This is a genomic window from Clostridium sp. UBA7503 (assembly GCF_002477055.1).
Lineage (GTDB): Bacteria > Bacillota > Clostridia > Clostridiales > Clostridiaceae > Clostridium_J > Clostridium_J sulfidigenes.
On the sequence record NZ_DLNT01000041.1, the window covers coordinates 118525 to 145431 of the forward strand.

Here is a 26907-nt window from a genome sequence, read left to right on the forward strand (position 1 = left end):
TACGAATTTTTTCATTTAATCCCCATATATACTATATACATTATAGTATTTTAGATAATATTATCTTCTTTCCCCTATTTTTTTTAATACATTAAATTAGAATCCCCTTATAAAACCCACTTTTATAGGCAAAAACATCAAAACATATAAAAAAGTGAAGCATTCATTATTTGCTTCACTTTCTCTCATTTTAATATAAAATTACTTTCTTCCAGTAGTATAAGTATATTTTAAGTCAATTGTTCCGAATAACGGAGCAGTGTAGTTTTTAACATACTTTCTTACAAAAGTATTTTTGAATCTCCAAGCTTCAGGACTTACAACACCATCTTCATATAATAGTATTCTTTCAGCTTCTTTGAAAAGTTCAGCTCTTTCATTCGGATCATCACTTTTTCCTGCTTTAGTTATAAGTTCATCATACTTAGGATTTGACCAGCCTGTTGGTACAACTCCAGCTGTTGATGTCCATAAATCTAAATATGTGTTAGGGTCATTATAGTCTCCAGTCCATGCCATACCTGCAACTTGATAATCAAAATTATCAGTTCTTTCTTGGAATTGTGCCCACTCAACAAAATCAACTTTAACATTAATTCCAAGTTTTTTTGTATAAACTTGTTGTTGGAATTCAGCGTACTCTTTAGCTACTGCATCAGTACCTGATTGTAAGTAACTAATAGTTATTTTAGATGGATCTTCTCCAAGCCCTAGTTCCTTCATACCTTCTATTAATAATGCTTTTGGATCTGTGTTTTCATCCATTAATTTTTGAACTGGTAATTCATTTACTTTTGTTCTATATTCTTCTCCACCTATTTGTACAGACTTTGGTACAAATCCTAGAGCAGGTTCGCCAAGACCTTTTCTTAAAGTCTTGATTTTATTTTCTCTATCTTCTGCTACTATAAATGCTTTTCTTACCTTAGCATTACTGAATAATTTATCTTTAAGGTTAAAGAAAGTATATGTAGTTGAACCATCATATCCTTTTTTGGATTCATATTCACCAGTAGAATCAAATTTTTCTATCCATTCTGGTTTAACTACTGTAGCCATATCCAATGAACCATTAAGCAACTCATTCATTCTTGCAGACTCTTCTTTTATTATTTTCATTGTAACTTTATCAAGTTTTACATTTTCAGCATCCCAATATTCAGGATTCTTAACAAATTCTACTTTATTATTATGTACCCATTCAGATATCATAAACGGTCCACAATATACCATACTATTAGCTTCTGAACCATATTTATCACCGTGTTCTTTTACTATATCTTCTCTTTGTGGTTGCATTACTTTAAAGTATGTTAAATCAAGGAAGTATGCACATGGTGACGCTAGTGTAAACTCAACAGTTTTTTCATCTATAGCTTTAACACCTAAATCTTCTGCCTTAGCTTTACCAGAGTTGAATTCTACAGCGTTAGCTATAGGATATAATAGGAAAGCATATGGTGATGCAGTATTTTGATCTAGAGTTCTAGTAATACCATATACAAACTGTTCTGCAGTAACCGGTTTACCATCACTCCATTTGGCATCTCTTAATTTAAATGTCCAAGTTAATTTATCATCTGAAGTTTCCCAACTTTCAGCTATACCCTTTTCAATTTTATCTTTACCATTTTCATCTTGCACAATTCTTGTTAAAGATTCCTGACAGTTTGCAAGAATTTGTGAAGAATACGAATCACTTGATTTAGATTGGTCAATTGTTTTTGGTTCAGATTGTAAAAGCATATTTAAATATTGTTCAGCATCCGCTTCCCCATTGGTAGCAGTTCCTGCACCCTTTTCTTCACCTTTACCACACCCAACTAATATCACTGATGTTATCATAGATAATGCTAATAATGATGCTAGTATTTTTTTACTCTTCATAAGTAATCCCCCTTAAAATAATTTGGTTTAGTTCAAAAATTAAAAATTTTCTTTCTAAACTCTGCTCATCTTTGCGTTATTCATTGTGCATATTTCTACACATTTCCTCATAACTTTTATTTATATTTATAGTACACTCTTTTTACGACAATGTCAACGCTCACTGCTTCCACTTAAGACATTGTAATTTTAATTTTATTCAATTATATGAATTATTGCCTTTATTTTTTATATAAAATTCCCTATATTTCAACAAAATATTATAAATTCAAGAATTCCTATTCATTCTATTATCATTGATACGTCTTATCTTTAAGGTTTTATATTTTTATTTGTCGTAATTTGTAGTTTTTTTCATGATTCAATCATTAAAAGAAGATATATGAATTATATTTTTGGGCAATATTCTTTTTTCTGTATTTTCTTTAAATAATACTCAATTAAATTTAATATACTCTTTATCACTAAACAATCATATATCACCTCCTTTTATATTATTATTAAAAGATATAGAAATTTATATACCTGGTAATAAAATTCAATAATTGAATAAAGCCGATAGTCATTGGATAAAAATCTTTGTTGGGAAATACAGTTATTAAAAACATGATTTTACTAAGTTTTTAAATAAAAAAATAAGAGCGCTTTAGCACTCTTATTTTTCTATTTAAATTATAATATATGACATGCAGCAAAGTGATTTGGCTCAATTTCTCTAAACTCAGGAGTTTTTTCACTACATATAGGTTTTGCATATCTACATCTAGGTGCAAATCTACAACCAGGTTTAGGATTTATTGGGCTTGGCACTTCTCCCTCTAAAGGTATTCTTGCTTTTTTCTTAGTTGCATCAGGATCAGGAATTGGAATCGCTGATAATAACGCTTGAGTATATGGATGTAATGGCTTATCATATAAATCCTTACTACTAGTAAGTTCAACCATAGTTCCTAAATACATAACTCCAACTCTATCAGATATATGTTTAACCATTGATAGATCATGGGCTATAAATAAATATGTTAATCCTAACTCATTTTGCAATTTTATCAACAAGTTAACAACCTGCGCTTGAATAGATACATCTAGAGCAGATATAGGCTCATCACAAACTATGAAGTCCGGTTCTATAGCAAGAGCTCTCGCTATTCCTATTCTCTGTCTTTGTCCACCTGAAAACTCATGAGGGAATCTAGATGCGTGCTCTTTATTTAGTCCTACTAATTGTAGTAATTCATAAATTCTAGCTTGTCTTTCATTACCTTTGTGAAGATTATGAATATCTATTCCTTCCCCAATAATATCTCCAACAGTCATCCTTGGGTTTAGCGATGCATAAGGATCTTGGAATATTATTTGAGCTCTTCTAGTAAATTCTTTTTTCTGTTTTTTATCGTATTTACTAATATCATCTCCATCAAATAATATTTCACCACCTGTAGCTCCATAAAGTCCCATTACAGTTCTTCCACAAGTTGTTTTACCACAACCTGATTCTCCAACAAGACCTAATGTTTCACCTTTAAATATGTTAAAGCTAACGTCATCTACTGCCTTAAGTGTTGCATTCCTACCAACTTCGAAATATTTTTTAAGATTCTTTACTTCAATTAAAACTTCTTTTTTATTTGATTCAGCCATCTTATTCACCTCTTCTTAACGCTTCTGGAACTTCAACCTTAGGTGCCATTGGGTGCTTTAACCAACACAACACTTGGTGATCGTTCTCTACATTAGTTACTTCTGGCATTTCCTCTAAACATATTTGCATACAATATTCACATCTTGCAGCAAAGGGACATCCAACTGGTGGTTTAACTAAGTCTGGCGGAGTACCATTTAAAGCGTAAAGCGTATCCTTATTTTTTGTCTCAAGTCTTGGCACTGATTGAAGTAATGCCCATGTATAAGGGTGTTGTGGATTTGCAAATATTTCTTCTACAGTACCTCTTTCGATAACTTGTCCCGCATACATTACTTGAATTCTATCCGCAGTATCTGCTACTACTCCAAGATCGTGAGTAATAAGTATAACTGCAGTTCCTAGTTTCTTTTGAAGATCTCCTATAAGATCCATTATTTGAGCTTGTATTGTAACATCTAGAGCAGTGGTTGGCTCGTCCGCAATAAGTATCTTAGGATTACATGCAAGAGCTATAGCTATCATAGCTCTTTGTCTCATACCACCTGAGAATTCATGCGGATATTGATGAGCTCTCTTATCAGCATTTGGTATATTAACAAGATCAAGCATTTTTATTGCTTCTTTCATAGCTTCAGCTTTATTCATACCTCTATGAATTATTAAACTCTCAGCAATTTGCTTACCAACTGTCATTGTAGGATTTAATGAAGTCATAGGATCTTGGAATATCATAGATATATCTGATCCTCTTAATTTTCTTAATTCTTTCTCGTTCATGTCTAAAATATTTTTACCCTCAAAAATGATTTTAGAATCTTTTTTAATTTCTGCTGGCATTGGTTCCGGTAACAGTCTCATTATAGCTTTTGATGTAACTGTTTTTCCACAACCTGATTCTCCAACTATAGCTAAAGTTTCACCCTTATCAAGATGAAAATCTACACCTCTTACTGCTTTTACTTCACCTGCATAGGTATGAAATGAAACTTGTAAATTTTCTATATCTAAAATTCTTTCCATTTGCCATTCCCCCCTTATTGACGTAATTTAGGATCTAGTGCGTCTCTTAAACCATCACCTAATAAATTAAAAGATAACATTGTTAACGAAATCGCTAAGGCAGGGAAAATTAATTGATAAGCGTAGAACATTATGGTCTGTTGTCCTGCTGCAGCAAGAGCTCCCCAACTTGTCATTGGTGATTGAACACCTATTCCTAAGAAACTTAAGAAAGCTTCTGCAAATATAAATGATGGTATATCGAATGTTATAGCAACAATCATAACGCCTAAAGTATTTGGCACTAAGTGTTTTGCTATTACTCTTGAAGCATTTGCTCCTAGTGCTTTTGCAGCAAGTACATATTCTTGTTCTTTAATTTGCAAAAGTTGACCCCTTACAAGTCTAGCCATATAGCACCATCCTGTGATGGTCATAGCTATAATAAGTGGCATCATGCTACCCCCATCCATAATAACTCTGATAAGTATAACCAATACTAGGTATGGAATACTAACTAAAATTTCTAGTATTCTCATCATGATATCATCAGCAATTCCACCAAGATATCCAGATATACCACCATAAATTGTTCCTACAACAGTGTCGATAACAGCTCCAATTAACCCTATAGCGATAGATATTCTACCACCTATCCAAACTCTTGTAAACAAATCTCTACCTAAACTATCTGTTCCAAACCAATATGTTGCGTTTGGTTTTATATTTATCATATCATTATTTGTAGCTTGATATTCAAAATTACTTATCATAGGTCCTATTATTGTCATCAATGTAAGTAATCCTAATAACACCAACGAAAGCATCGCAACTTTATTCTTTTTAAGTCTTCTCCACGCATCTTGCCAGTAGGTCATACTAGGTCTAAGTATTCCCTCTGAATCTAGGTTATCACAACCTATAATTTGAAATTTTTCTTTTGAAAATTCTGCCATACTTATCCCTCCTAACGCTTTCCGCTTGATACTCTTATTCTTGGGTCAACTAATCCATAGATTATATCTACTAAGAATAATGCAACTATAAATAATGCTGATACAAATATCGATTGTCCCATTATCATAGTATAATCTCTATCTGTAATTGCTGATACGAAATATTGTCCAAGTCCCGGTATTGAAAATATACTTTCAACTACGAAGGAACCTGTAAATATACCAGCAACTTGTGGTCCTAGAAGGGTAATAGCTGGTAAAATAGCATTTCTTATAACATGCTTAAATACTAAACTAACATTAGAAACCCCTTTAGCCTTAGCTGTTATTATATAATCTTGTCCAATAACATCCAAACAGTTAGCTCTCATATATCTTGCATAAGTAGCTATAGGAGCTAAACTTAATGCTATGGTAGGTAATATAGTATGCTTAAACTCGCCCCACCCCGTTGTTGGCAACCATCTTAATTTAACTGTGAAGAAGAATTGTAGTAGTGATGCTACAACAAAACTTGGTACAGATATACCAACTATAGCTATGAACATTACTAAATAATCTGGCCATTTTCCTCTTTTAAATGCTGCTACAATACCTAATAAGATACCTATTGTAACTCCCAGTATAAGACCTTGTCCTCCAATTCGTGCTGAAATAGGTGCATGTCTCATAATAGTCTCTGTAATATCTCTTCCTGGAGATGCTAGAGATTGTCCTAAATCTCCTTTGACAGCATTCTTAACAAATAATCCGTATTGAGTCAAAAGTGGCTTATCTAATCCATATTTAGCATAGTAGTTAGCTTTTATTTGCTCTGGAAGCTTTCTTGCTGCAACCGCAAGCGGATCTCCAGGCATAGCATGGATAAGCATAAATGTTATTGATGATGCAATGAATAATGTCAATAACATATATCCAAATCTTTTTAGAGTAAATTTAAACATCGTCATCCCTCCATTTTTAAGTAAAAATATGCAATAAAATCCCCATCTACTGCATTTCCCCCAACATTAACCTTTTTCTACCTTAAGCACAATGAGACATTATTAGAAATTACATCTCACCTATAGACTTCTATAAATGAAATGTAAATATTTAAGACACCCTTAAGCTTACTAATGATATCGTATACAAAGTCGTTGTTTTATAATTTGTAACATTATGTATTATGATATTATAAAAACTTTAGCACTTTTTATTCTTTTTTGTCTCATATCAACATTTAAAATGCAATGCATTATTTTCCCTTACTAACACCTCCCACACTATTAATAAAATCTAGTAAGGCTTCATTCCTTTAACATTACTAAAACACATTTAAGATGCTATTATGAAACCAGTAAAAACGATTTATTTAAATAGTTAGTTCCTTTCAAATATTTTGACAATTGCCACAATATCAAAGCCACTTCCTTTTCAAAAGCAACACTAAGAAATTATTCCTCAGTATTTTAATCATTCATACATATTTCATAGTTAATATGTGGTTATGTATTTTAGTAGTTATAATTGTTAAAAGTATGAAAATAAAAATAATAATAAATTCATTTTTTATAATATTAACACAGGGTTCTGTAAGTTGTCAAACTATTTTAATACATAATTTGTTCTTAAGATTACAAATTGCAACAAAATATTAGATAATATATTAAATTCATATTATTTAATCTTCTATACACCTTCATATTTTTACATATTTAAACATATGTATCTTTTTATTTAAAATATTATCTTACAAATTTTTAATATGATTCATTTATATCTAAAATCTTATTATCTACTCTTTAAATTGACCTAACACTTCCTTACTTTTATCCTGACCTTAACAATCTGGATTTAATAATATCTACATACATTGTATTATGCTTTTACTTCCATTGACATCTTTGGTATATATCTCTGCTATAATAAAAATTTTATATATAAATTTAATAAAGTTATATAACTTTATCTACTTAAGTTATATAATGTATTATAAATATAAGTTAAGTGAGGTGGTATTTTTGAAATACAATGTTGCTATAGTCGGTGCTACCGGAATGGTGGGAAGACAATTCATAAATATTTTAGCTGAAAGAAATTTTCCCATAGAAAATTTATATCTTTTTTCATCTTCCAGGTCTGCTGGAACTTCTATACACTTTAATGGAAAAGATATATTGGTAGAAGAACTTAAGAAAGAAAATATAATTAGTAAAAAAATTGATTTAGCTCTTTTTTCAGCTGGTGGAGATGTCAGTTTAGAATTTGCTCCTATATTCGCAGAACACAATACCTTAGTTATAGATAATAGTAGTGCCTGGAGAATGGATCCTAAAGTTCCTCTAGTAGTTCCTGAGGTTAATGGTGAAGATATTAGATGGCATAATGGTATTATTGCTAATCCTAACTGTTCTACTATTCAAGCAATGGTTGCTCTTAAACCTCTTGATATTAAATATGGAATAAAAAGAGTTGTATACTCAACTTATCAAGCTGTTTCCGGTGCTGGAGTTCAAGGGTTTAATGATCTAAAGGATGGAGTATCTAATGTTCCTCCTAAGAAATTTCAATATCCTATAGCCTATAATGTAATACCTCAAATTGATGTATTCTTAGATAATGGTTATACAAAGGAAGAAATGAAGATGATAAATGAAACTCATAAAATTCTTCATAATGATCAAATCAAGGTTACTGCTACCACAGTAAGGGTACCTGTATTCCATGGTCATAGCGAAAGTATTAACGTAGAATTGGAAAACACTTTTGAATTGGATGATATTTTCAACTTATTTAAAGCTCTACCTGGAATTACTGTAATGGATGATATAAGAAATAACATTTATCCTATGCCTGTAGATATAGAAGGTCAGGATGACGTTTATATTGGAAGAATCAGGCGTGATTTTAGTGTTGATAATGGTGTTAACCTATGGGTTGTAGCTGATAATATTAGAAAAGGTGCTGCCCTTAATGCAGTACAAATTGCAGAAGTTTTTATAAAGGAAAATTTAATAAAATAAATATAATGATTTAAGAGGTGTATATATGAGTATTTTTAAAGGTTCTGGTGTTGCAATTGTAACTCCATTTAGCAAAGACGGTGTAGACTTTCCTAAATTAAAAGAATTATTAGAATGGCATATTGAAAATGGAACTGATGCTATCATAGTATGTGGTACAACTGGAGAAGCATCTACTATGACAGAAGCTGAGAGAAAAGAAACTATAAAATTCACTGTAGATACAGTTAATAAAAGAATCCCTGTTATAGCCGGTACTGGTAGTAATAACACTATGGCTTCTGTTAAAATGAGCATCTACGCTGAGTCTGTTGGTGTAGATGGACTTTTAGTAATTAACCCTTACTATAATAAGACTTCAGCAAAAGGTTTAATTGCTCATTTTAAAACTATTGCTGAAGCTGTTAATACTCCTATAGTAGTATATAATGTACCATCTAGAACTGGCATGAATATTTCACCAAAGACTCTCCATGAACTTTGTCAGCTAGATAATATTGTTGCTGTAAAGGAAGCTAGTGGAAATATAAGCCAAATTGCAGAAATAAAATATCTTTGTGGAGATAAATTAGATATATACTCTGGAAACGATAATGAAATTTTACCAACTCTTGCTATAGGAGGACTTGGAATAATATCAGTTATTGCAAATATTGTACCTAAAGATGTTCATAATATATGTGAATTATTCTTTAATGGAGAAATAAAAGCAGCTCAAGATTTGTTTTTAAAAACTATCCCTTTAACTAATGCATGTTTCTGTGAAACAAACCCTATTCCTATAAAAACTGCCTTAAATCTTATGGGCAGAAATGTTGGAAACTTAAGACTTCCATTAGTTGATATGGATGATAATAATTTAGAGACTTTGAAAGAAGCTCTAAAAAACTACCACTTATTATAAAGGAGACTATACATGGTAAAGATTTTATTAGTTGGATGTAACGGAAAAATGGGTCATATGATTTCAAAGGTAGCTTCTACTTCTGAAACATTAAATATTCAAGCTGGAGTAGATATGAATACAGAATCTAATTTTAATTACTCTATTTATGATTCCATAGATAAAGTAACAGAAGAAGTAGATGTAATTCTAGACTTCTCACGACCTTCCAGTTTAGACTCTATATCAAAATATGCATTAGCTCACTCATTACCAGTAGTATTTTGCACTACTGGCTATACGAAAGAACAAATAGTTCATATTAAGAATCTACAAAATTTAATTCCTGTATTCTATTCTGCTAATATGTCTATAGGAATTAATATAATAAATAATTTATTAAAGTCTATTAGCAATAAACTATATGCAGATTTTGATATTGAGATAATAGAAAAACATCACAATCAAAAGGTAGATGCTCCAAGTGGTACTGCACTACTTCTTGCAAATACTATAAAGGACTCTATAGAAGAAGAAACAACCTTCAACTATGGTAGACAAGGAATGTCTAAAAGAGAACACAAGGAAATCGGAATTCATGCAATTCGTGGTGGAAATATTATAGGTGACCATGAAGTTATATTTGCTGGTATGGGTGAAGTAATTGAAATTAAACACTCAGCTATTTCAAGAGAAGTATTCGCTGTAGGTGCTTTAAAGGCTTGTGAATATGTTCATGACAAGCCAAAAGGCATATATTCTATGGACGATGTAGTTAAATAGTAAATCAAATTTAGTTCAAATAAAAAGTGTTATGAAATATATATTTTCATAACACTTTTATTTAATATTTATCTTTTATATTTCCCCTTAGTTAAGCTTTATCTGATTTAACCACTGTTCCATTAAATCTAAAGATAATTTTAAATCTTCCATGCTGTAGCAATAAGAAATTCTAACATAACCTTCTCCACCTTTTCCAAATGCAGTTCCTGGCACTACAGCTACCTCAGTATCCTCAAGTAGCTTATCACAAAAATCTTCACTACTAAATCCAAAGGATTTTATACACGGAAATATATAAAATGCTCCCTCTGGTCTTATAACTTCAAGTCCCATAGAAACTAGTCTATCATAGACATAATCCCTTCTTATCTTTAAATCTGATTTTATATGTTCTATATGGTACATAGACTTCCTAAGTCCTTCTAAAGCTCCATATTGACCAATAGACGGTGCACATGACACATTGTATTGATGAACCTTTATTATGCTATTTAATATCCATTCCGCAGCACATACATATCCTATTCTAATCCCTGTCATGGAAAACATTTTTGAAAATCCACCTATAAGTATAAGTTTATCTTTTAACTTTCCATACTGTGATATAGAGTTAAATTCTCCAAATACAATAGAGCTATAAATTTCATCACTTACAATTAATACATCTTTATCTTTTAATATGTTAAATAATCTATCGCATTGATCCTTGGTCAAAAGTTGTCCTGTAGGATTTGATGGATAAGATACTACCATTACCTTAGGACATTCTTTCTCTATGACGCTCTCCAATTGCTCCATATCTACAGATAAATCTTCCTTAATATTATAATTTATAACCTCTCCACCAAGAATCTTAACACAATTTTCATAGGCAGGATATGCAATGGAAGGTATTAGAACTTTATCTCCAGGATTTAATATTCCAGTAAAAGTAGATAATAATCCTTCACTTCCCCCTACAGTTACACATATTTCTTTCTTAGAGAAATTTATATTCAAAGATTTTAGATATTTAGAAATTTCTTCTCTTAACTCTTCTATCCCAGCATTAGGTGTATAAGTAGTTCTATCTTCATCAAGGGAATTTTTCATAGCCTCTTTTATTTCCACAGGTATTTTAAAATCTGGCTCACCTAGAGTTAGTGATATAGCTCCTTCTATCTTAGCAACCTTATTATAAAATTTCCTTATTCCTGATATTTCTATATTGTCTATATTACTTGACAACCTCATAATTTATACCTTATATTCCTTAAAATTCTATTCCTCTTCTTGCTGGAACCCCTTCATTAAAGTAGTGTTTAAGATCCTTCATTTCAGTAACTAAGTTAGCTCTTTGCATTATTGATTCTGGAACATTTCTACCTGTCATTATAAGTTCTACATCATCTGGTTTTTTATCTATCAGTTCTATTAATTGTTCTTCTGTAATTAATTCATTAGATAAAGTTCCCATTATCTCATCCATTATCAATATATCACAATTTCCTTCTTCCAACTGTTTTATACAGAACTTATACGCTTCTTGGATATCCTCTTTTAGCTCTAACTTTTCTTGATCATTTAATGTCCAGAAAAATCCTCTAGGTCTTTCAAATCTATGAATAGTAAAATATGGAGCCATAAGTTTAGCTGACTCTAATTCTCCTGTTGCATCACTTTTTAAAAACTGAACCATACATACTCTATATTTATTTCCAGCAGCTCTAGTTGCAAGTCCAACTGCTGCTGTAGTTTTTCCTTTTCCGTTTCCAGTATATATTTGAATATATCCTTTGTTTAAGTTTCCCATATATTTACCTCCTAGGTCTACTTTTTTTAATTTTATTATATCATTTACAAATAAAATATTCCATTATATATGATTTTTATGATATAACTATAGATATACTACATTGATAAATTAAATATACTAAGTATTATATTCAAAAATATCTTATTTATTTATAATTATTGTTGAGTTTTTTAGGATAATATATAAATGAATATATATTACTTGTCGAAAGGAGTTAGAGGTATGGAATATAATTTTACTGATCCATATGAAATTGCTAGATTTATAAAGGAGTCAAAGAAATCAACCCCTGTGAAAGCTTATGTTAAAGGTGATCTAAAGGATTGTAACTTTGAAAATGTAGACTGTTTTGGCGAAGGTAGCTTCTATGTTTTATTTGGCGATAGCGCTGATATAAATAATTTTTTAGATGCAAATAAAGAAAAGATACATAACTATAGGCTTGAATCTGATAGAAGAAACTCAGCTATACCTATGCTTGATACAAGAAGTATAAATGCTAGAATTGAGCCAGGTGCAGTAATCCGTGATAGAGTTTCTATTGGAAATAATGCTGTTATTATGATGGGTGCTGTTATTAACATAGGTGCTGAAATTGGTGATGAAACCATGGTAGATATGAATGCTGTTGTAGGTGCTAGAGGAAAGCTTGGTAAAGGGGTCCACCTTGGAGCTGGAGCAGTAGTTGCTGGAGTTTTAGAACCGCCTAGCAAGTCTCCATGTGAAATTGGTGACCATGTACTTATAGGAGCTAATGCAGTAATCTTAGAAGGTGTAAAAATAGGAAATCATTCAGTAGTCGCGGCTGGTGCTATCGTTACAACAGATGTACCTGAAAATGTAGTTGTAGCCGGCTCTCCAGCTAAAATAATTAAACATGTAGATGATAAAACTAAGAGTAAAACTGAAATCTTAGCTGATTTAAGAAAATAATAAATTATAAAATAGCAACTAAAAAGCTATCATGAGGACTTCTTCATGATAGCTTTTTACTTGATTTATCTCATTAAATAACTTCTTTCTCTTCATTATCATTTAAATTTATTTCTTGTATATTGTTACTCTCATCTGTAGATGTATCATTGTCCACTTTTCCTATAATAGTTACATTATCTCTATTTTCATCAGTAACCCTTTCCATTTTAGAGATTGAAACTTCATATGCAATTTTTTTAACTACTTCTGTATCTGAAACTTTCTTTTGATATTCCCTACTTTGTAATCTTCCCCAAATTCTAATATTATCCCCTACTTCTAAACTCTTACAAAATCTAGAGTTCCTTCCCCAAGCGATAGTAGGAATGTAATCTGATTTATTGTACAATCTATTAACAGCTAATAACATATCTGCTATCTCTCTGCCAAATGGTGTTGTCCTGTAAACGGGTGCCTTGCAAATATATCCATCTAAGAAAATTTGATTTGGATTTTTTCCTCTTTCTTCAAGTTGGCGAATATCTCTTGCAAATACAGTTAATATAAGTCTATTGGCACCATCCACAAACTTGTTATAGGATCTAAGCTGTCCATCTATTACAAGCTCACTTCCAATACTTACATCAATTCCTGCAATTAATCTTTCAGATACTGTGATTACTAATATGTCAGAAGTATCACTAAGTCTTGAAACCTCAAATTCAAAATTGTAAAATCCCTCTCCATACATTTCGTGGCTAAACTCTAAATCTGAGATAACTTTTCCCTCTAAGTAAATTTTGTTATTAAAAATATTATTATCCATGGTAACCCCTCTTTCCCTTGGTTTTTTAGTAAAATTTACTATAATTTATATTCATAAAAAATAAAAATATAACTATTTATAGTAAAAATCGAATATTTTTCTTATAGTTCTATTTACATTACCCCCGTGAATTAATTATAGAATAATTGTCTAAATTTTACAACATTTAATTTTCAAAAATTCACATTTTTTAGTTTTATAATTATAATATGCAATAATTTTGTCAATTTTCATTTAGTATTTGTTTTCCTGTATGATCTAAATAATAATTATCACTATATATTAAGTTAGACACTGTAATAAATTCATAACCCATAGCTTGGTATTTTTCAATTATTTTCGGCAAATTTTCTGTAGTGTACTTTCCATCATTATGAAATAGTAGTATAGAGCCTTCCCTTGCCTTTGATACTATTCTTTCATATTCTATATCTGCTCCATTAGCCTTCCAATCAACACTATCAACATCCCACTGTATTGCCTTTAATCCTGTACTTTGTATAGCTTCTACTGAAATATCATTATATGAGCCTGATGGAAATCTAAATGTTTTAGGCATTTCTCCAGTCAAATTTAATATTTTAGCATTAGCTATTTCTAAATCCTTAATTATACTATCCTTTGTCATATTGGTATAATCAGGATGTTTGTTAGAATGATTTCCTATTTCATGTCCTCTCTTTGAAATTTCTATTACTTTGTCTGGATAATCATCACACCATAATCCGATAATATAAAATGTGGCCTTTACATTATATTTATCTAGAACATCTAGAATTTCATTAGTTTTATCATCACCCCAATTAACATCAAAGGTTATAGCTATTTTCTTTTCTTTTGTGTCTACTGAATAAATAGGTACCTTTCTACCTGTTGGAATAAAGGTCTCCTTATAAAATACACGTCCCATAATACTTATACACACTATTAATATTAACAATGCTAAATAAGTTGTTATTTTTATTTTAATTCTATTAGATCTATACATATTCCTCCTTTACTTATAAACATACTTTCTATAAAATTATATTCATAATCAGTTATTATATGCTATACTATAGCATGTAAACTTAATTCATATTTAATAAATATGTGTTATAATTTAATATAATAAATATGTATAAAAGTACATGGTTTAAAGGAGGTTACTTTATGTTTGATAATTCTTTGAACTTAGCAGAAAACAAGCTTCTACTGTTGCATATAATAGATAAAGTTGATTTACCTATATCAAACATACAACTTACAGAAATTGTCCTTGAAAATAATTTTATAAATTATTTTACACTGCAAGAATATATAGATGATTTAATCTCGTCTCAACTAATAAATAAAATTAATTATAAAGATAAAGATAGATTAGTAATATCAAGTAAAGGTAAGGAAGTCCTGTCTTTATTTAAAAATAGATTATCTAAGGATAGTTTAAGTAAATTAAATTCTTATATAGATGGGAAAATGAATCTAATAAAAAAAGAGGCTACAATTTCAGCTGATTACACCATTGAAAATTCTAATAGTTATATAGTTAGCCTAGGTGCTTCTGAAAATAATATCCCTCTCATGGAAATTAAGGTAACAGTGGCATCAAATAAACAAGCCAGGGAGTTATGTTCCAAATGGAAAGCTAACCCTTCTGACTTATACACTAAGATTATTAAAGTTTTAACTGAGTAATTTTTATTAAGCTTATTATAAATCTGCCCTTAGTATTTTAATCTATAATCATCCCTGTAGGCTGGCCCTTTAATGGGATGATTAATTTTTCATGATTATCATTTTTATTAATTCTCATTATCAAATCATTATAGCTATCTCCTACATAAATATACCTTTCATCGCAAATTATTCCTCTAGGCATACCACCAATTCTTATACTCTTTACATTTATAAAATTTATAATATCAATAATAGATATAGTTCCATCACCATAGTTAGATACATAGCAATACTTTTCATCGCAATACATATCAAAAGGACAATTTCCTACTGATAGTCTATGTATTACTTTATGATTTCTGCTTGATATAACACTTACACACCCCTTATCCAAACTGCCTGCACTACTTTCACAAACAAGAATATAATCCCCATTTAAGGTAAATAAGGCTTTTGTTGGTGCTTGCCCTACCTTTATGTTTTTAATGTCACTACCATATAACGAATCAAATACAGTGATTGTATCATCACCATTATTGGCTACAACTATTTCATTACTGTGATTACAACAGTCAATACTATGTGGAGAGTCTCCACAAGGAATAATCTCTATTATTTCTTTTTTATTCAAATCAAAAGTCACTACATTATTTGAGTCTCCGCAAATAATATATAAATGATTTCCCAATGCACAAATATCTCTACAGTTTCTTCCTAAATAATAGCTATAGGATTTTAAATCCTTCAAATTAACTATAGACACTGAACCATCGTAACAATTTGAAGTGAATAATTGATCCCCTTGTATACATAATCCATGAGGACCTACTTTATTTTCATTAACTCCTTCTAACTTTATAACATCTTCTAATGCAAACTTCTCTATACCAATTTTGTTAATGCTATCTTGAGTTGTATTACAAATATATAAGTACCTCATTGGAATCCCTCCTCACATTATACTATGAAGGAACCTTCCATTATGCTACGAAAAATTTGTTACACCCTAAATATATTATATTTAAAATTAATTATAATTTCTTATTATCTTCCTCATATCTCCTACCATATAGAGAGAGCCAGATATGACTAGTAAAGTATCTTCATCACAATAGGAAAGTGCTTTAATGTAAGCTTCTTCATAATCCATAATAGCTTCACACTCTCTATTACAAATATTAATCTTCTTCTTTAAATCTTCACATAGCTCAGCTCTCTCACTATGAGGAGTTACAGCTATAATTTTTTCTGCTTTAGGACATATTATATTTATCATTTCATCTACTTGCTTATCTGCTAGAATTCCTATTATTAACACTAGTTTTTTATATTTAAAATAAATTTCTATACTTTCAGTTAATTTCCTTATGCCATCAATATTATGAGCACCATCAATTACCACTAAAGGATTTTTTCTCATAATTTCTAATCTACCTGGCCATTTAACTTGGGATAAACCATTTGTTATGCTTTCCTTTGTAATATTAACTCCAAGATCTATTAAAACTTCACAAACATTTATAACAACATTACAATTTTGAACCTGATAAGTTCCTAAAAGAGGTAATTTAACATTATAACTGTCTCTTTCTGTTATAATGTTTAAATTTTGAACCACTGTATTTTCCTTATACTCTCCTACTTTAACTAAAGATGCATTTTCTCTTTTCACTTTTATAAGTGGTGAATTTTTTTCTTTGCAAATGTTCTCTATGACTTTAGTCACTTTATATTCCTGTTGATATAAAACTACTGGAGTATTCTTTTTAATAATTCCACCCTTTTCATAAGCAATTTCCTCTAAGGTATTTCCTAAAATATTCATATGATCATAACTTATGGATCCTATTATAGATAAAATTGGATCTATAACATTAGTAGAGTCTAGTCTTCCTCCAAGTCCTACCTCTACAACAACAAAATCAGCCTTCATTTTATAAAAATATAAAAATCCCGCACAAGTTATTATCTCAAACTCAGTAGGGTTACCATAACCTAAAGTAGTTACTTCTTCAACAGCCATTGAAACTTCTGTAACTATCCTAGCTAAATCTTCCTTGGGAATATTCTTATTATTTATCTGAATACGCTCTTCAAACTCTTCAATATAAGGAGATATATAGCATCCTACTTTGTACCCACTATGTGTTAATATTTTTGTAATCATAGCTGTGGTTGAACCTTTACCATTAGTCCCTGCCACATGAATAGTTTTAATCTTCTTATGTGGGTCTCCAAGGAGTTCTAGTATCTTTTCTGTTCTTTCCAAGCCCAGTTTACTTCCAAACTTAGCAGTATCCTTTATATAGTTAATAGCTTCAGTATAATTCATAATAACCCTCCTGAATTCTAATTTCATAACCTATTTTACCTCATTACATATTCATACTCAACTATATCGCACTAGTAATTATCAATATTAAAAAGGATATCTCTAAAGTATAAGCCTATAAATAAAACATATAGTCTATACACTTTTAGATATCCTTTTATTTCTTAATATTAAAATTTATTTTTATATATACATTCTTAAATATTTTTTATCGTAACTTTTCTATACTTTCTAATATGGAATTATACATTTCTCTGTACTTTTCACCCTTAGCTTTCTCCTCTTCAACAACCTCAGCTGGAGCTTTAGAAACAAATCTTTCATTAGCAAGTTTTTTCTCAACTCTTTCAATTTCTCCTTGCAGTTTAGATTTTTCTTTGTTTAATCTTTCAAGCTCTTTCTCTACATCTACTAATTCTAAAAGTGGCATGTAAATCTCTGCACCCTTAGAAACTACAGATACTATATTTTCTGGTGCTTCTTCTTTAGCGTTTAAGATTATAACTTCACTAGCAGATGCTAATTTTTCAAAGTAAACTTTGCCTTCCTTGAAAGCTTCTGCTGCTTCAGTTGCATATATATATGTTTTAGCCTTTCTTGAAGGTGGTACATTCATTTCTGTTCTAGCATTTCTTGTATTTCTTATGGCATCTATAATATAGTTCATATATTCTTCTGCTTTGAAATCTTCTAAATCAGCTTCAAACTCTGGCCATTTAGCAATTGTAATAGATTTACTTTCTTTAGTTAAGTGAGTATAAATCTCTTCTGTGATATATGGCATTACTGGATGAAGTAATTTTAATCCTGAAACTAAAACTTTATTGAGAACATTCAAAGCAATTCCTTTAACTTCTTCATTATCACTATATAGCGATGGTTTAGCAATTTCTATATACCAATCACAGAATTCAGTCCACATAAAGTCATGAACTTTTTGAAGTGCAATACCGATTTCATATTTTTCTATATTCTCTGTAACTTCTTTAACCATATTGTTAAGCCTTGATAATATCCATCTGTCGGCTACAGAATAATTTTTACAATCTTTATATTTCTCTATAAGAGCTTCATCATTATACATCATAACAAATCTTGATGCATTCCAAATCTTATTAGCAAAATTTCTTGCTGCCTCAACTCTTGATTCATAGAATCTTATATCACTTCCTGGAGCATTACCAGTAACAAGGGAAAATCTTAGAGCATCTGCTCCATAATTTTCTATAACTTCTAGTGGGTCAACACCGTTATCTAAAGACTTAGACATCTTTCTGCCTTGATCATCTCTAACCATCCCATGGAAAAACACTGTTTTAAATGGTACTTCATCCATGTTATATAAACCTGAAAATATCATTCTTGCAACCCAGAAGAATATAATATCTCCACCAGTAACTAATGTGCTTGTTGGGTAAAAATATTTTAAATCCTCTGTATCACCAGGCCACCCTAAAGTTGAGAATGGCCATAGAGCTGAACTAAACCAAGTATCTAAAACATCCTTATCTTGCTCTAGATTTGTAGAGTTACACTTATTGCAATAAGTTGGTGCTTCTGTTTCAACTATTATCTCTCCACAATCTTTACAGTACCAAACCGGAATTCTATGTCCCCACCATAATTGCCTTGAAATACACCAATCTTGAATATTTTCCATCCAGTTATAGTAGATTTTTTCAAATCTTTCTGGAATGAATTTTATATCTTTTTCTTTTACGGCTTTAATTGCTGGTACTGCAAGAGTATCCATTTTTACATACCATTGTTTAGAAAGCATTGGCTCAATAGTACATCCACATCTATCATGAGTTCCCACATTGTGGCTATGCTCTTTAATCTTAACTAAATATCCTTGTTCTTCCAAATCTCTTATAATAAGCTTTCGAGCTTCATATCTCTCAAGTCCCGAATACTTTCCATAACCTTCAGATATAGTTCCGTTTTCTTCTAAAACCACAACTTCTTCTAAGTTATGCCTCTTACCTACTTGATAATCATTAGGGTCATGAGCTGGAGTTATCTTAACACAACCTGTTCCAAATTCCATATCTACATAGTCATCGGCTACAACTTGAATTTCTCTATTTACTAATGGTAACCTAAGTTTTTTACCAACTAGATGAGCATACCTTTCATCCTTAGGATTAACTGCTACTGCAGTATCTCCAAGTAAAGTTTCTGGTCTTGTTGTAGCAATTTCAACTACTTCATCACTACCTATTACAGGGTAATTGATGTGCCAGAAATGTCCTCCTTGCTCTTCATATTCAATCTCTGCATCTGAAATAGCAGTCATACATTTAGGACACCAATTTGTAATTCTATTTCCTTGATATATAAGACCATCTTTGTATAATTTAACAAAAACTTCTCTAACAGCCTTACTTAAATTTTCATCCATAGTAAAAGCTTCTCTTGTAAAATCAGCAGAACAACCCATTTTTTTAAGCTGGGTTTTTATTCTATCTCTATATTCCTCTGTCCATTCCCAAACCTTTTCTAAAAATGCTTCTCTACCAATTTCCTTCTTTTTAATTCCTTTTGTAAGTAAAGCTTTTTCAACTCTTACTTCAGTAGCTATACTTGCATGGTCCTCTCCTGGAAGCCATAATGTGCTATATCCTTGCATTCTCTTAGTTCTTATAAGTATATCTTGAAGAGTATTATCTAAAGCATGACCGAGGTGCAGTTGTCCTGTGATATTCGGTGGTGGCATTATTACTGTATATGGCTTTTTATTCTCATCTACTTGTGGAGTAAAAAATCCACTTTCTTCCCACCACTTATATAGTCTTTCTTCAAACTCTTTAGGGTCATAGTTCTTTGCTATATTGTTATTTTCATCCATTGTTATTACCTGCCCTTCTATGATTTTTATTTTTACTATTAATTACTTGTTGCAATAATTACAGTTCTAAATACCTATAATGTATAAAGCTTTAGCTAAAATAATATACTGATTTTAACAACTTATTTATTAATATCTTTAATACCAGTATGTTAAATTAATAGGTTGCTATGAAATTAATAAAAAAAAGCGCTATCACCCCAAAGGACGACAGCGCGCGTTACCACCTTTATTTCTCAAAATCACTTTTAAGACTCTCTTAATTTTAACGATGAGGAACCACCGTCTTTAGCTACTTAGTTTCGCTAAAGCAACTCCGAAGCTACCTTCAAAATACTTCCTATAGAAAACCTTTCAGCCCATGGATTTTCCTCTCTTAATATTTCATATTCTTACTCCTCTTCATCACAGTCAATTTATTATGTATTATATATATTTCTCTTTTATAATATTATATACAATACAACTCTTTTGTCAATACAAAATTTAAAATATAATTTACCTAAATTTATACATGTTATAGTATATTTTAGAACAAAATGGAAAATATTAAGATAAAGTACTAATTAGGAGGTCTTTTCCTTGAATTATTTTGCACAAGGTAATGATTTATATAAACTTAAGGACTATAAAAATGCAATTGATATGTATAAAAAATCTGCAGAGTTAAAGGAATATGAAGCACCTTCATTTTATAATTCTGCTGTATGTTTTATTAAACTTAAAAACTATAAGGCTGCAATACCTCTTATCCATAGAGCTTTAAATCTACGAAAAGAAAGTAAATATTATTTCAATCTTGCTTATTGTCATGTAATGATGGATGAAAATAAAAAAGCTCTAAATTATTTTAATACTGCATGGTCCATAGATAATACGGATACAGAATGTGAAAAGGCCATAAGTTTCATACTTTCTAAATATAAAAAAACAAGCATATAAGCTTGTTTTTTATATTTAGCTATTATTTAAATTCCATAATACAAACTTTGAATAAATCTAATATAAAAGATTAATTTAAGCCTAAGTATTTAATTAAAATTTCTACTTCCATTCTCCCGCAATTTTTCTATTTCTATGCTCTGAATTAAAGGTATCATTATCAAAATAATTCCCTGCATTATAAAAAGTTGAATCCACATTTACCCATTTATCCATTTCCTTTATATATACTTCATTCCATGAGTGACTAACCCAAGACATTCCATTATAACCTTCTCCTACAATTAGCCTCACTGGTATATCATTTGCTTTACACATTGCAACATATAAACATGCATAATCAAAACATACACCCTTTCCCGTATTAAAAGTATTTATAGCTCCTGAATTAATCTCTGTAGGTATGGGATTATTCATAACTTCTGTAGCCTTATCATCGTCATAAATTATGGCATTTCCTATCCAGTCATATAAAGCTCTTGCTTTATCATAGTCATTCTCATACTTACTAGTTATACTTAATGCAGTATTATCTATTATCTCATTAGATCTTATTCCCTCATCTAATGTTACCCCATTATAAAAAACTACCCCTTGAAGATATCCATTTACATCATCAACTATATTGTTTTTCTCATCTACTACCTTGAATGAGTTCTCTAATATATTGGGAAAACTTTTAGCTATCTCAGAATCAGTAACAGGCTCTACAATCTTTTTATTAATATAACTATATATGGTAGATGAATTTAACTTATTATCTAGCTTTGGATTACTTAAAAAAATTGATGCATAGCTAAGTAGTGCTGATAATATTATCATATAACATATAGCCTTAGGAATTTGAAATATCCCTCCTAATAAAGCTCTAGTACCTCTACCTGTATTTCTAATACTGGTATCAATGGCATCTGAAGCTGGATATAAAGTAGTCCTGCTGATAAGTTCTATAAGGGCTTTAAATATCTGATAAATAATTAAGAATGTAAACAATAATATAATTCCATTAAATAGCTTAGATTTAGTAATAAGATAAGCAAAGGATGGAGAAATCTTTGAGGATATATATTCAACTAATCCATACTTATCTAATGCAAACACATTTTTTACCACCACAGTAGTTAATATTATTGAACAAACCATTGCCATAGAAGTTAATACACCCTTAATTGTAGCCACCATGCTTTTACTTTTTAATTTAAATACAATACCCATTATTACAGGATATACAAATGCTATAACCAATACTAATGAAACAATATTTATATTATACTCCTCTAAAAATTCCATTCTATCCCTCCTTTTCTCTCCTGTTAGACTTTCTTGCAAATTTAATAATAGGAATCTTCACCTTTAATAACCCTATTCAATACAGTTTTGATATCACTGTAATTATAACCCTTTCTTAAAAGGAAATCCTGTAGTTTTTTCTTTATTTTAATTGCATCCTCTTCTGATTTGCTAAGGCGTTCATATCTTTTCTCTGCAATACTGAGAAGCTCATCCCATTGATTTTCCTTAACCCGATTATAACCATCTGACCTAAAGGTTTCTATATTTTCTTTTTCCTCGATTTCTAATTTATTTACTACTGATTTAATAGTATCAAAATTATATCCCTTAGATATTAAAAAAGTATTAAGTTTACTTTTTATTTTTACTATATTGCCTTCATTTTTATATAACACCTTAAGTTTTTTTTCTGCTAGCTTTAAAGCCACTATTTCTTCATCCTTAGAAGAAATTTCATTTAGTATGTTATTTATCATCTCTTCAGATATACCCTTTTTTATAAGTTTATATCTAATGTTTCCTTTGCCTTCTATTCTAATATTTTGTGTTACAAAAGCTTTTGCATAATATTCATCATCAATAAATTTATATTCCTTTAGAAATTCTAAAACTCTGTCTATGACACTATCTTCATACTCCTTCTTTTGTAGAAATTCTCTCACTTGAAACTCACTCTTTAGAGCTCTCTCAATATACTTTAAAGCCTTTGTCTTTGCTGTAAGAAAATTATCTTCAACTATAACTTTCTTTAGGTCTTCAATATTAATTTCTTTTCCCTTAGATAAATTATGATAATATACTAATTCACTGCTACATCCAAAGGCAAATTCACCATTTATAAATATATTTACTCTATTATCTTTTTTCTTTTGGGCTTCAATCTTAGTAATTATTTTACTCACTGTTCTTCCTTCCCATCATCTATAGAAATTTTATACCTTACTCCCTATCACATAGAAGCACATGAATTGTAGGCTTATTTAGTACCTTCTTAGCTACTTCATATAAATCTTGAGCTACTATATAATTCAAATTCTCCATATCTTCATTAAATTGATATAAATTATCCTCTTCCATAGCTTGATGTACTACATAATTTCCCAAATCTGTTGAATCCTCTAAAGTAGAAGCTATAGCAGTCTTAAACACCTTTTTCATTAAATTTATAGTATTGCCATCAAATACAATTATTTCCTCTTTAATTTTTTCTATACAATTATTTATAGTTTCTATAGTTGCATCAACGTCCTCTGGCGATACTGCTGCATAGATATATAAAGTTTTCAAGTTGTTTGTTAAGTCAAGACTTGTATAGATATCATAAGCAAGTCCCCTATCTTCTCTAAGTTCTCTAAATAGTATAGAATTAGAACTCTCACCAAACTTGTGATTTAATATTCTTAAAGCTAACTCTTCCTTCTTAGTTAGGTCATTAAAGGTATATAAATATATTATTGTACTCTGCTCCATATTATCTCTATGAGTAATCTCAAATTTGTCTTTATTTTTTTCAAAATTTAAAATAGGCTTATTTACTTCTTTTCTTTTCCACTTACTAAAATATTTTTTAACTAACTCTATTACATATTCATGTTCATAAGATGATACCACTGTTATCACTGTATTATTAGAAACATAGTGATTATTATAATATCTTATCAAATCTTCTCTACTAATTGACTTTACAATCTCTTCTTTTCCTATTACATCAATCTTCAATGGACTATGAGTAAATGCCATATCATTTATTTTCTGGAAAGATAAATCTTCTACATCATCCTTACCACTTCTTAATTCTGCTAATATTACTCCTCTTTCCTTCTCAATGTGTTCCTCTAAAAAAGTAGGATGTTGAAGTAAGTCGCTAATCAATTCTAAACTTACATCTAATTCTTCATTTAAAGTAGTAGTATTAAAAACAGTGGACATATAATCTGTATAAGCATTATACTCTCCACCTAAATTTTCTAAATCACCATTTAATTTTTCATTATCTCTATTTACAGTTCCCTTAAAAAGCATATGCTCTATGAAATGAGATATACCACGTTCTTGCTTTTCTTCACAAACAGCTCCAACCATAACTCCTATATTTAACGAAGCTATTTGGGTTTCTTTTCTTATAGTTATTAATCTAAGTCCATTTTCCAAATATGTTTCCATTGTATCAAATAAAAATTTTTTCATATATTCTCCTTACTTTAAAATATCTATATATAATTATACCTATAATTCTAATTATATCTACATATAATATAATATATGATTTTCTATAAATGTAATAGAGTTTTATATTTCCACCTACATAATTTTTATTTATTTTATTATACTTAGGATAAATACTTAAGGATAAAATTTTAGTTTGCAATTGCTATTATGGATTTACTGTGTTACTATTAGATGTATTTAAAGAAAAAAGAGAAGAGGAATATGAATGATAAAAACTAAATTTGAAGAACTTGGACTTAAGGATTCCATATTAAAGTCTATAAATGACTTAAACTTTGAAAATCCTAGTGATATACAAGAGAAAAGCATTCCTGTAAGTTTACAAGGTTACGATATAATAGGTCAAGCGCAAACAGGAACTGGTAAAACCCTTGCCTTCGGAGCACCTATTCTTAGCAACATGGGTCCTAAGGGTGGAGCTATCCAAACCTTAATATTAGCTCCAACAAGAGAATTAGCTATTCAGGTTAGCGAAGAACTTTTGAAATTGTGTAAGTATGAAAAGTATAAAATCCTACCAATCTATGGTGGTCAATCCTTTGACAGACAACTTGCTGCTCTAAAAAGAGGAGTGGATATTGTAGTTGGAACTCCTGGAAGAATCTTAGATCACATTAATAGAAGAACATTAAAACTTCAAAATGTTAAATTTTTAGTTTTAGACGAAGCTGATGAAATGTTAAACATGGGATTTATTGAGGATATTGAAAGTATCCTATCTAACTTAAATGAGGAAAGACAAACGCTTTTATTCTCTGCTACAATGCCAAGACCAATAAAAAACCTATCTAAAAATTACATGAAACCTGATGCTCAACATATTGTAATAGCTAAAAAATCCATGACTGTATCCAAAATACAACAATCATACTTTTTAGTTAACTCATCTAATAAATTTGATTCACTTTGTAGAATTTTAGACGTAGATAATCCAACTACAACAATAATGTTCTGTAAAACTAAAAAAGGTGTAGATGAATTAGTTGATGCTTTACATGGTAAAGGCTATAGTGTTGAAGGTATGCACGGAGATATGAAACAAAGCCAAAGAATGAACACATTAGCTAAATTTAAGAGCGGACAACTACATTTCCTTGTAGCTACTGATGTTGCAGCTCGTGGAATTGATGTTGAAGATGTTACTCATGTTATTAACTATGACTTGCCACAAGATATAGAATCTTATGTGCATAGAATAGGAAGAACTGGAAGAGCTAATAAAGAAGGGATTGCTTATAGCTTTGCTTCAAGAAAAGAAGTTTCTTTTATAAGACAAATAGAAAATCATACTAAAAGTAAAATAGTAAAAAAAGACATTCCTACTTTAGCTGATATATTCTCTGCTAAATCTGGAAGTTTAATAGAAAATATTGGAAATGTATTACAAGAAGATTCATATAACACATTCTTGCCTATGGCTAAAGAACTAATAAATGAGTATGGTGCTGAAGATGTTACTGCTTCTTTACTTAAATTAATGTTTGATAAAGAATTAAATTGTAACTATGCTGAAGAGTCTGTAGATGTAGATGATACAACAAGATTATTCTTATCTATAGGAAAACTCGACAAGGCCAGAGCTAAAGATGTTATTGAATTTTTAGATAACACTGCCGGTGTTAAAGGTAAAGAAATTGGAAGAATTGATATCCTTGATAAGTTCTCCTTTGTTGATGTACCTAGCAATCTTGTAAATATAATATTAGAGAATTCTAAAGGAAAAATGTTTGGTAAAAGAAAAGTAAACATTGAAATATCTAATAAAAGAAAATAGATTTACATCTAATATATAGCCAAAATGCGGTATTTTACATAATACTGCATTTTTTATTTTTTGCTAAATTTGGTATACCTCTAGAAAATATAATGTTAAAATATAGTAAATAATATTTTAAAAGGAGGAT

Annotated in this window: 22 protein-coding genes and 1 other annotated feature; of the genes, 7 read left to right on the forward strand and 15 right to left on the reverse strand. The window is 30.0% G+C overall.

What is annotated here, in order from left to right; genetic code table 11:
* Positions 1 to 201: 201 nt before the first annotated feature.
* From B3630_RS11225 to B3630_RS11245, 5 genes are all read right to left on the reverse strand, one after another.
* On the reverse strand, positions 202 to 1887 hold the full coding sequence (locus tag B3630_RS11225) for a peptide ABC transporter substrate-binding protein (protein ID WP_346898159.1): 1686 nt from the start codon (positions 1885 to 1887) through the stop codon (positions 202 to 204).
* Positions 1888 to 2559: 672 nt separating this feature from the next.
* Entirely contained in the window at positions 2560 to 3528 is a 969-nt protein-coding gene (locus tag B3630_RS11230) for an ABC transporter ATP-binding protein (RefSeq protein ID WP_346898161.1), read from the reverse strand.
* Position 3529: 1 nt separating this feature from the next.
* The gene (locus tag B3630_RS11235; RefSeq protein WP_346848583.1) at positions 3530 to 4552 is read right to left on the reverse strand and encodes an ABC transporter ATP-binding protein; all 1023 of its coding nucleotides are present in this window, start codon (positions 4550 to 4552) and stop codon (positions 3530 to 3532) included.
* 14 nt (positions 4553 to 4566) lie between these two features.
* On the reverse strand, positions 4567 to 5487 hold the full coding sequence (locus tag B3630_RS11240) for an ABC transporter permease (protein ID WP_346898163.1): 921 nt from the start codon (positions 5485 to 5487) through the stop codon (positions 4567 to 4569).
* A gap of 11 nt (positions 5488 to 5498) precedes the next feature.
* Positions 5499 to 6431: an ABC transporter permease gene (locus B3630_RS11245; protein ID WP_346898165.1), complete on the reverse strand. Its 933-nt coding sequence runs from the start codon at positions 6429 to 6431 to the stop codon at positions 5499 to 5501.
* A gap of 1059 nt (positions 6432 to 7490) precedes the next feature.
* On the opposite strand from B3630_RS11245, the gene B3630_RS11250 reads away from it, so the two are divergent.
* From B3630_RS11250 to dapB, 3 genes are read left to right on the forward strand one after another with little or no spacing between them, the layout of a single operon-like run.
* Positions 7491 to 8492 carry an aspartate-semialdehyde dehydrogenase gene (locus B3630_RS11250; protein WP_346898167.1) on the forward strand — a complete coding sequence of 334 codons (1002 nt, stop codon included), beginning with the start codon at positions 7491 to 7493 and terminating at the stop codon, positions 8490 to 8492.
* 25 nt (positions 8493 to 8517) lie between these two features.
* The gene (dapA, locus tag B3630_RS11255; RefSeq protein WP_346898169.1) at positions 8518 to 9396 is read left to right on the forward strand and encodes a 4-hydroxy-tetrahydrodipicolinate synthase; all 879 of its coding nucleotides are present in this window, start codon (positions 8518 to 8520) and stop codon (positions 9394 to 9396) included.
* 12 nt (positions 9397 to 9408) lie between these two features.
* Positions 9409 to 10158 carry a 4-hydroxy-tetrahydrodipicolinate reductase gene (dapB, locus tag B3630_RS11260; RefSeq protein ID WP_346898171.1) on the forward strand — a complete coding sequence of 250 codons (750 nt, stop codon included), beginning with the start codon at positions 9409 to 9411 and terminating at the stop codon, positions 10156 to 10158.
* Positions 10159 to 10245: 87 nt separating this feature from the next.
* Here dapB and B3630_RS11265 read toward each other — a convergent pair whose 3' ends face one another.
* Complete coding sequence (locus tag B3630_RS11265; protein WP_346898173.1) at positions 10246 to 11394, reverse strand: pyridoxal phosphate-dependent aminotransferase; 1149 nt, start codon at positions 11392 to 11394, stop codon at positions 10246 to 10248.
* A 19-nt stretch (positions 11395 to 11413) separates the two neighbouring features.
* Complete coding sequence (locus B3630_RS11270) at positions 11414 to 11953, reverse strand: cob(I)yrinic acid a,c-diamide adenosyltransferase (RefSeq protein ID WP_346870954.1); 540 nt, start codon at positions 11951 to 11953, stop codon at positions 11414 to 11416.
* Between the two features lie 225 nt (positions 11954 to 12178).
* On the opposite strand from B3630_RS11270, the gene dapD reads away from it, so the two are divergent.
* Positions 12179 to 12889, forward strand: coding sequence for a 2,3,4,5-tetrahydropyridine-2,6-dicarboxylate N-acetyltransferase (gene dapD, locus B3630_RS11275; RefSeq protein WP_346898175.1), 711 nt, complete (start codon positions 12179 to 12181; stop codon positions 12887 to 12889).
* Positions 12890 to 12962: 73 nt separating this feature from the next.
* Here the strand turns inward: dapD and B3630_RS11280 are convergent, their stop codons facing one another.
* Both B3630_RS11280 and pdaB read right to left on the reverse strand, forming a co-directional pair.
* Positions 12963 to 13697, reverse strand: coding sequence for a single-stranded DNA-binding protein (locus B3630_RS11280; RefSeq protein WP_346898177.1), 735 nt, complete (start codon positions 13695 to 13697; stop codon positions 12963 to 12965).
* A 223-nt stretch (positions 13698 to 13920) separates the two neighbouring features.
* Positions 13921 to 14685 (reverse strand): polysaccharide deacetylase family sporulation protein PdaB, encoded by a 765-nt coding sequence (pdaB, locus tag B3630_RS11285; RefSeq protein WP_346898179.1) that lies wholly within the window; start codon positions 14683 to 14685, stop codon positions 13921 to 13923.
* Positions 14686 to 14849: 164 nt separating this feature from the next.
* On the opposite strand from pdaB, the gene B3630_RS11290 reads away from it, so the two are divergent.
* The gene (locus B3630_RS11290) at positions 14850 to 15374 is read left to right on the forward strand and encodes a DUF4364 family protein (protein WP_346898181.1); all 525 of its coding nucleotides are present in this window, start codon (positions 14850 to 14852) and stop codon (positions 15372 to 15374) included.
* Positions 15375 to 15411: 37 nt separating this feature from the next.
* Here B3630_RS11290 and B3630_RS11295 read toward each other — a convergent pair whose 3' ends face one another.
* The 3 genes from B3630_RS11295 to B3630_RS11305 all read right to left on the reverse strand — a co-directional run bounded on the left by B3630_RS11295 (position 15412) and on the right by B3630_RS11305 (position 20539).
* A complete protein-coding gene (locus B3630_RS11295) occupies positions 15412 to 16296 on the reverse strand; it encodes a YncE family protein (protein WP_346898183.1) in 885 nt (294 codons plus the stop codon).
* An 87-nt stretch (positions 16297 to 16383) separates the two neighbouring features.
* Entirely contained in the window at positions 16384 to 17688 is a 1305-nt protein-coding gene (locus B3630_RS11300) for a folylpolyglutamate synthase/dihydrofolate synthase family protein (RefSeq protein WP_346898185.1), read from the reverse strand.
* Positions 17689 to 17896: 208 nt separating this feature from the next.
* On the reverse strand, positions 17897 to 20539 hold the full coding sequence (locus tag B3630_RS11305; RefSeq protein ID WP_346898187.1) for a valine--tRNA ligase: 2643 nt from the start codon (positions 20537 to 20539) through the stop codon (positions 17897 to 17899).
* A gap of 200 nt (positions 20540 to 20739) precedes the next feature.
* Positions 20740 to 20957 (reverse strand) — a binding site (T-box leader).
* A 164-nt stretch (positions 20958 to 21121) separates the two neighbouring features.
* On the opposite strand from B3630_RS11305, the gene B3630_RS11310 reads away from it, so the two are divergent.
* On the forward strand, positions 21122 to 21481 hold the full coding sequence (locus tag B3630_RS11310; protein ID WP_035133086.1) for a tetratricopeptide repeat protein: 360 nt from the start codon (positions 21122 to 21124) through the stop codon (positions 21479 to 21481).
* A gap of 102 nt (positions 21482 to 21583) precedes the next feature.
* On the opposite strand, the gene B3630_RS11315 is transcribed toward B3630_RS11310, so the two are convergent.
* The 3 genes from B3630_RS11315 to B3630_RS11325 are packed head-to-tail and all read right to left on the reverse strand — an operon-like array spanning position 21584 to position 24961.
* Complete coding sequence (locus tag B3630_RS11315) at positions 21584 to 22771, reverse strand: transglutaminase-like domain-containing protein (protein ID WP_346898189.1); 1188 nt, start codon at positions 22769 to 22771, stop codon at positions 21584 to 21586.
* A 41-nt stretch (positions 22772 to 22812) separates the two neighbouring features.
* The gene (gene recX, locus B3630_RS11320) at positions 22813 to 23676 is read right to left on the reverse strand and encodes a recombination regulator RecX (RefSeq protein ID WP_346898191.1); all 864 of its coding nucleotides are present in this window, start codon (positions 23674 to 23676) and stop codon (positions 22813 to 22815) included.
* Between the two features lie 37 nt (positions 23677 to 23713).
* Positions 23714 to 24961: a pitrilysin family protein gene (locus B3630_RS11325; protein WP_346898193.1), complete on the reverse strand. Its 1248-nt coding sequence runs from the start codon at positions 24959 to 24961 to the stop codon at positions 23714 to 23716.
* Between the two features lie 247 nt (positions 24962 to 25208).
* Here B3630_RS11325 and B3630_RS11330 point away from each other — a divergent pair, with 247 nt between their 5' ends.
* A complete protein-coding gene (locus B3630_RS11330) occupies positions 25209 to 26777 on the forward strand; it encodes a DEAD/DEAH box helicase (protein ID WP_035133090.1) in 1569 nt (522 codons plus the stop codon).
* Positions 26778 to 26907 lie beyond the last annotated feature (130 nt).

Coding starts and splice junctions, on each gene's coding strand:
- B3630_RS11225 (WP_346898159.1), bottom strand. CDS start 1,887: ATGAAGAGTAAAAAAATACTAGCATCATTATTAGCATTATCTATGATA.
- B3630_RS11230 (WP_346898161.1), bottom strand. CDS start 3,528: ATGGCTGAATCAAATAAAAAAGAAGTTTTAATTGAAGTAAAGAATCTT.
- B3630_RS11235 (WP_346848583.1), bottom strand. CDS start 4,552: ATGGAAAGAATTTTAGATATAGAAAATTTACAAGTTTCATTTCATACC.
- B3630_RS11240 (WP_346898163.1), bottom strand. CDS start 5,487: ATGGCAGAATTTTCAAAAGAAAAATTTCAAATTATAGGTTGTGATAAC.
- B3630_RS11245 (WP_346898165.1), bottom strand. CDS start 6,431: ATGTTTAAATTTACTCTAAAAAGATTTGGATATATGTTATTGACATTA.
- dapA (WP_346898169.1), top strand. CDS start 8,518: ATGAGTATTTTTAAAGGTTCTGGTGTTGCAATTGTAACTCCATTTAGC.
- dapB (WP_346898171.1), top strand. CDS start 9,409: ATGGTAAAGATTTTATTAGTTGGATGTAACGGAAAAATGGGTCATATG.
- B3630_RS11265 (WP_346898173.1), bottom strand. CDS start 11,394: ATGAGGTTGTCAAGTAATATAGACAATATAGAAATATCAGGAATAAGG.
- B3630_RS11270 (WP_346870954.1), bottom strand. CDS start 11,953: ATGGGAAACTTAAACAAAGGATATATTCAAATATATACTGGAAACGGA.
- dapD (WP_346898175.1), top strand. CDS start 12,179: ATGGAATATAATTTTACTGATCCATATGAAATTGCTAGATTTATAAAG.
- B3630_RS11280 (WP_346898177.1), bottom strand. CDS start 13,697: ATGGATAATAATATTTTTAATAACAAAATTTACTTAGAGGGAAAAGTT.
- pdaB (WP_346898179.1), bottom strand. CDS start 14,685: ATGTATAGATCTAATAGAATTAAAATAAAAATAACAACTTATTTAGCA.
- B3630_RS11290 (WP_346898181.1), top strand. CDS start 14,850: ATGTTTGATAATTCTTTGAACTTAGCAGAAAACAAGCTTCTACTGTTG.
- B3630_RS11295 (WP_346898183.1), bottom strand. CDS start 16,296: ATGAGGTACTTATATATTTGTAATACAACTCAAGATAGCATTAACAAA.
- B3630_RS11300 (WP_346898185.1), bottom strand. CDS start 17,688: ATGAATTATACTGAAGCTATTAACTATATAAAGGATACTGCTAAGTTT.
- B3630_RS11305 (WP_346898187.1), bottom strand. CDS start 20,539: ATGGATGAAAATAACAATATAGCAAAGAACTATGACCCTAAAGAGTTT.
- B3630_RS11315 (WP_346898189.1), bottom strand. CDS start 22,771: ATGGAATTTTTAGAGGAGTATAATATAAATATTGTTTCATTAGTATTG.
- B3630_RS11325 (WP_346898193.1), bottom strand. CDS start 24,961: ATGAAAAAATTTTTATTTGATACAATGGAAACATATTTGGAAAATGGA.
- B3630_RS11330 (WP_035133090.1), top strand. CDS start 25,209: ATGATAAAAACTAAATTTGAAGAACTTGGACTTAAGGATTCCATATTA.